Origin of the sequence: Fibrobacter sp. UWB1 (genome assembly GCF_002210325.1) — a bacterium.
Classification (GTDB): domain Bacteria; phylum Fibrobacterota; class Fibrobacteria; order Fibrobacterales; family Fibrobacteraceae; genus Fibrobacter.
The window spans coordinates 1-5,149 of sequence record NZ_MWQL01000038.1 but is presented as its reverse complement, the minus strand read 5'-3'; the positions used below and the strand labels follow the sequence as shown (position 1 = coordinate 5,149).

2 tRNA genes and 3 rRNA genes are annotated in these 5,149 nt (G+C 57.4%); all 5 read left to right on the top strand.

What is annotated here, in order from left to right:
- Positions 1-99 precede the first annotated feature (99 nt).
- Positions 100-1,615: ribosomal RNA gene (locus B7988_RS14675) — 16S ribosomal RNA — on the top strand.
- A gap of 94 nt (positions 1,616-1,709) precedes the next feature.
- Positions 1,710-1,783 (top strand) — tRNA-Ile (locus B7988_RS14670).
- A gap of 8 nt (positions 1,784-1,791) precedes the next feature.
- A tRNA-Ala gene (locus B7988_RS14665) sits at positions 1,792-1,864 on the top strand.
- A 175-nt stretch (positions 1,865-2,039) separates the two neighbouring features.
- Positions 2,040-4,943: ribosomal RNA gene (locus B7988_RS14660) — 23S ribosomal RNA — on the top strand.
- A 100-nt stretch (positions 4,944-5,043) separates the two neighbouring features.
- Positions 5,044-5,149, top strand: a 5S ribosomal RNA gene (gene rrf, locus B7988_RS14655); the annotation flags it as partial.

Here is a 5,149-nt window from a genome sequence, read left to right as displayed (position 1 = left end):
AGATTGAAGGAATCGGAGATGTGCTTAGTGACGGGTCCAAGAGATTTCTTGGAATAGTCAAGATACGAACGTGATTAACGGGACCAAGACTTTAAAAAATTAATGAAGAGTTTGATCCTGGCTCAGAACGAACGCTGGTGGCGTGTCTTATACATGCAAGTCGAGCGGTGCAGCAATGCATAGCGGCGAACGGGTGAGTAACGCGTAAGCAATCTGCCCCATGCCCGGGAATAGCCGTGCCAACGCGCGGGTAATACCGGATATAGTGGCTCCCTGCATAGGGAGTTGACGAAAGATTTATCGGCATGGGATGAGCTTGCGTCCGATTAGCTAGTTGGCGGGGCAACGGCCCACCAAGGCGACGATCGGTAGCCGGCCTGAGAGGGTGATCGGCCACATTGGGACTGAGATACGGCCCAGACTCCTACGGGAGGCAGCAGTAGGGAATATTGCACAATGGGGGAAACCCTGATGCAGCAACGCCACGTGTGGGAAGAAGCATTTCGGTGTGTAAACCACTGTCGTGAGGGAATAAGGCTATTTTTCGGAGTAGTTGAATGTACCTCGAGAGGAAGCACCGGCAAACTTCGTGCCAGCAGCCGCGGTAATACGAGGGGTGCAAGCGTTGTTCGGAATCACTGGGCGTAAAGGGAGCGCAGGCGGAAGCTCAAGCGGATTGTACAATACCGGGGCCCAACCCCGGACCTGCAGTCCGAACTGGGTTTCTTGGATAGTTCAGGGGCAAGCGGAATTCCTGGTGTAGCGGTGGAATGCGTAGAGATCAGGAAGAACACCGATGGCGAAGGCAGCTTGCTGGGGACTAATCGACGCTCATGCTCGAAAGTGCGGGTAGCAAACAGGATTAGATACCCTGGTAGTCCGCACCGTAAACGATGCATACTGGGTGTCCGCGGTTCGCCGCGGGTACCGTAGCCAACGCGTTAAGTATGCCGCCTGGGGAGTACGTACGCAAGTATGAAACTCAAAGGAATTGACGGGGGCCCGCACAAGCGGTGGAGCATGTGGTTTAATTCGAAGCAACGCGCAGAACCTTACCAGGGTTTGACATGGGAACGCCGCGGCGAGAGATCGCCGTTTGTAGCAATACACGTTCCGCACAGGTGCTGCATGGCTGTCGTCAGCTCGTGTCGTGAGATGTTGGGTTAAGTCCCGCAACGAGCGCAACCCACGTTTCCAGTTGCCACCCGCGAGGGGGCCCTCTGGAGAGACTGCCGGGGACAACCCGGAGGAAGGTGTGGATGACGTCAAGTCCTCATGGCCCTTACATCCTGGGCTACACACGTGCTACAATGGTCGGTACAATGGGTCGCAACGCCGCGAGGCGGAGCCAATCCTGAAAGCCGTCCTCAGTTCGGATCGGAGTCTGCAACTCGACTCCGTGAAGCTGGAATCGCTAGTAATCGTGGGTCAGCACACCACGGTGAATACGTTCCCGGGCCTTGTACACACCGCCCGTCAAGCCATGGAAGGAGGGAGCGCTCAAAGTCGCGATGCCGACCCGCAAGGGGGGCCAGCGCCTAAAGCGAGACCTCTGACTGGGGCTAAGTCGTAACAAGGTAGCCGTACCGGAAGGTGCGGCTGGATTACCTCCTTTAAGGAGTAAACATAGGACGATCTGTCCTACCGCCTGTTACTCATGTTCGAGACGATACCGTCACCGAAGCGCATCTCCGGTTCCTTTAGGGCCCGGGTCTGTAGCTCAGCTGGTTAGAGCACCGCTCTGATAAGGCGGGGGTCAATGGTTCAAGTCCATTCAGGCCCATACCTTTCGGGGTTATAGCTCAACTGGTAGAGCGCCAGCTTTGCAAGCTGGATGTTAGGAGTTCGAGTCTCCTTAGCTCCAGTTCAAGCGCCCCCGGGCGCAGGAAGCACCATCCGAGCGATGGCGAGCATATTGAAAACATTGGCGACAACATACGAAAAAGCAACAAGCACAGAGTGACTTGAAGCACCTAATCAAGAATGGTGGATTCGAGCTGCTCATGCAGCAATAGATCGAGCTGAATCGCTGGAAAACAGGATTTAAGCGAAGGAATGCACGCGGGGGATGCCTTGGCATCAGCCGGCGACGAAGGACGGGCCAAGCCCCGAAAGTGCCATGCGAGACGCAAAGGGTCTTTGACCATGGCGATTCCGAATGGGGAAACCCACGCATACGCGTATCCTCAGGCCGAATACATAGGCCTGCGGAGGCAAACCCGGGGAACTGAAACATCTAAGTACCCGGAGGAAAAGAAATCAACCGAGATTCCCTGAGTAGTGGTGAGCGAAAGGGGAGGAGCCCAGACGGGTTCCGTGGCATGGAGATCGACCGAAGCGGGATGGAAAGCCCCGCCACAGCAGGTGACAGCCCTGTAGGTCGAAGGAAATGTCCGGCCGTCGGAGAGTAGGGCGGGACACGTGAAATCCTGCCTGAAGACGGGGGGACCACCCTCCAAGGCTAAATACGAGCTGATGACCGATAGTGCACAGTACCGTGAGGGAAAGGTGAAAAGCACCCCGAGAGGGGAGTGAAAGAGCGCCTGAAACCGCGTGCATACATTCTGTCGGAGGGGGGATTCATCCTCCTGACGGCGTGCCTTTTGTTTAATGAGCCAGCGAGTTGCTCGCGTACGGCGAGGTTAAGCGCCTCAGGCGCGGAGCCGAAGCGAAAGCGAGTCTCAACTGGGCGACCAGTCGTACGCGGCAGACACGAAGCCTTAGTGATCTACCCATGGCCCGGCTGAAGCGGAAGTAACATTCCGTGGAGGGCCCAACCGATATACATTGAAACGTGTCCGGATGAGCTGTGGGTAGGAGCGAAAGACCAATCAAACTGGGCGATAGCTTGTTCTCTCCGAAACATATTTAGGTATGGCGTCATGAACAGCTTCACGGGGGTAGAGCACTGGAAGGACTAGGGGGCACACCCGCTTACCAAACCCTATCAAACTCCGAATACCGTGAACGTGGTGCATGGCAGACAGCCCGCGGGTGATAAGATCAGCGGACGAAAGGGAAACAACCCGGACCATCGACTAAGCGTCCCCAAGTACGTGCCGAGTGGAAAAGGATGTGGGGTTGCACAGACAGCCAGGAGGTTAGCTTAGAAGCAGCTACCCTTTAAAGAAAGCGTAATAGCTCACTGGTCAAGCGACCCCGCGCCGAAAATGATCGGGACTAAGCACGTCACCGAAGTCGTGGACTCCCGCAAGGGAGTGGTAGGAGAGCGTTCCGCAGGCCTGGGAAGGCGGGTGGCGATGCCCGCTGGAGGTACCGGAAACGAGAATGCTGGCATGAGTATGCGAAAATGCGGGTGAAAAACCCGCACACCGTAAGTCCAAGGGTTCCCGGGCAAGGATAATCCTCCCGGGGTCAGTCGGGATCTAAGGCGAGGCCGAGAGGCGTAGCCGATGACAATCCGGTCAACATTCCGGAACCCCACAGTAAGCGTCACTACCGACGGGGCGACGCATGGGACAGCGCGTAGCGGCTGACGGATGCCGCGGATGGAGTGCAAGGCTCCGGGGAGGCAAATCCCCCCGGTACACGCCCCAGGCTCCGGACCTCGCGAAGGCTTCGGCCGGAACGGGAGTCGCGTGGGCCCGTGCCAGGAAAAACCCCTAAGGGAGCGAATGTGGGCCCGTACCGTAAACCGACACAGGTGGACGAGGCGAATAGCCTAAGGTGCTCGAGACAACTCGGGAGAAGGAACTCGGCAAATCAACCCCGTAACTTCGGGATAAGGGGAGCCTCCGACGGTGAGTATGAACAGTACGGAGCCTTTGGAGGTCGCAGGGAAACGGCAGAAGCGACTGTTTACCAAAAACACAGGGCCATGCTAACACGCAAGTGGACGTATATGGTCTGACACGTGCCCGGTGCCGGAAGGTTAACAGGAGGGGTCAGCGCAAGCGAAGCCCTGAATCGAAGCCCCGGTAAACGGCGGCCGTAACTATAACGGTCCTAAGGTAGCGAAATTCCTTGTCGGGTAAGTTCCGACCTGCACGAATCGTGTAACGACTTCTGCACTGTCTCCTCCCGGGACTCGGCGAAATTGCAGTGCCGGTGAAGATGCCGGCAACCCGCACCTGGACGGAAAGACCCCATGAACCTTCACTGTATTTTGACATTGGTTTTAGGGCCCGCATGTGTAGGATAGGTGGGAGGCTTTGAAACGGCGACGCCAGTCGTCGCGGAGCCGCCCTTGAAATACCACCCTTGCGCGCTTTGAGATCTAACCTCGTCCCGTCATCCGGGACAGGGACCGTGTCTGATGGTCAGTTTGACTGGGGCGGTCGCCTCCTAAAAGGTAACGGAGGCATCCAACGGTTCCCTCAGCGCGGTCGGCAATCGCGCGCAGAGCATAAAGGCATAAGGGAGCTTGACTGCGAGGCGGACACGCCGGGCAGGTACGAAAGTAGGGCTTAGTGATCCCGCGGTACAGCGTGGAAAGGCCGTTGCTCAATGGATAAAAGGTACTCTGGGGATAACAGGCTGATCTCCCCCAAGCGTTCATAGCGACGGGGAGGTTTGGCACCTCGATGTCGGCTCGTCGCATCCTGGGGCTGGAGAAGGTCCCAAGGGTTTGGCTGTTCGCCAATTAAAGCGGCACGCGAGCTGGGTTCAGAACGTCGTGAGACAGTTCGGTCCCTATCCGGTGTGGGCGTTCGAGACTTGAGGGAAGCTGTCCTTAGTACGAGAGGACCGGGACGGACGTACCTCCGGTGTACCGGCTGTCGCGCCAGCGGCATTGCCGGGTAGCCGTGTACGGATCGGAGAAACGCTGAAGGCATCTAAGCGTGAAGCCGTTCCCAAGATCAGGTCTCGCGGGGGCAACCCCATGTAGGGCCGTCGTAGACTACGACGTCGATAGGCCGCAGGTGTGAGCGTGGCGACACGTTGAGCCGAGCGGTACTAATAGCCCGGTAGAGCTTTTCCTTTCTTTCAACGATTTGGTTCCATCTGCCGCGTGGGCAGCCCGGACCCGCCAGCTTCAAGGCTGTGCAAACCACTTTTTCGAAATTGTCGCCTGGAATTTGTTTCAGCGGTTACCGAGAGGGGGTCATACCCGTTCCCTTTCCGAACACGGAAGTCAAGCCCCTCATCGCCGATGGTACCTGGCCCACGGGCCCGGGAGAGTAGGTCG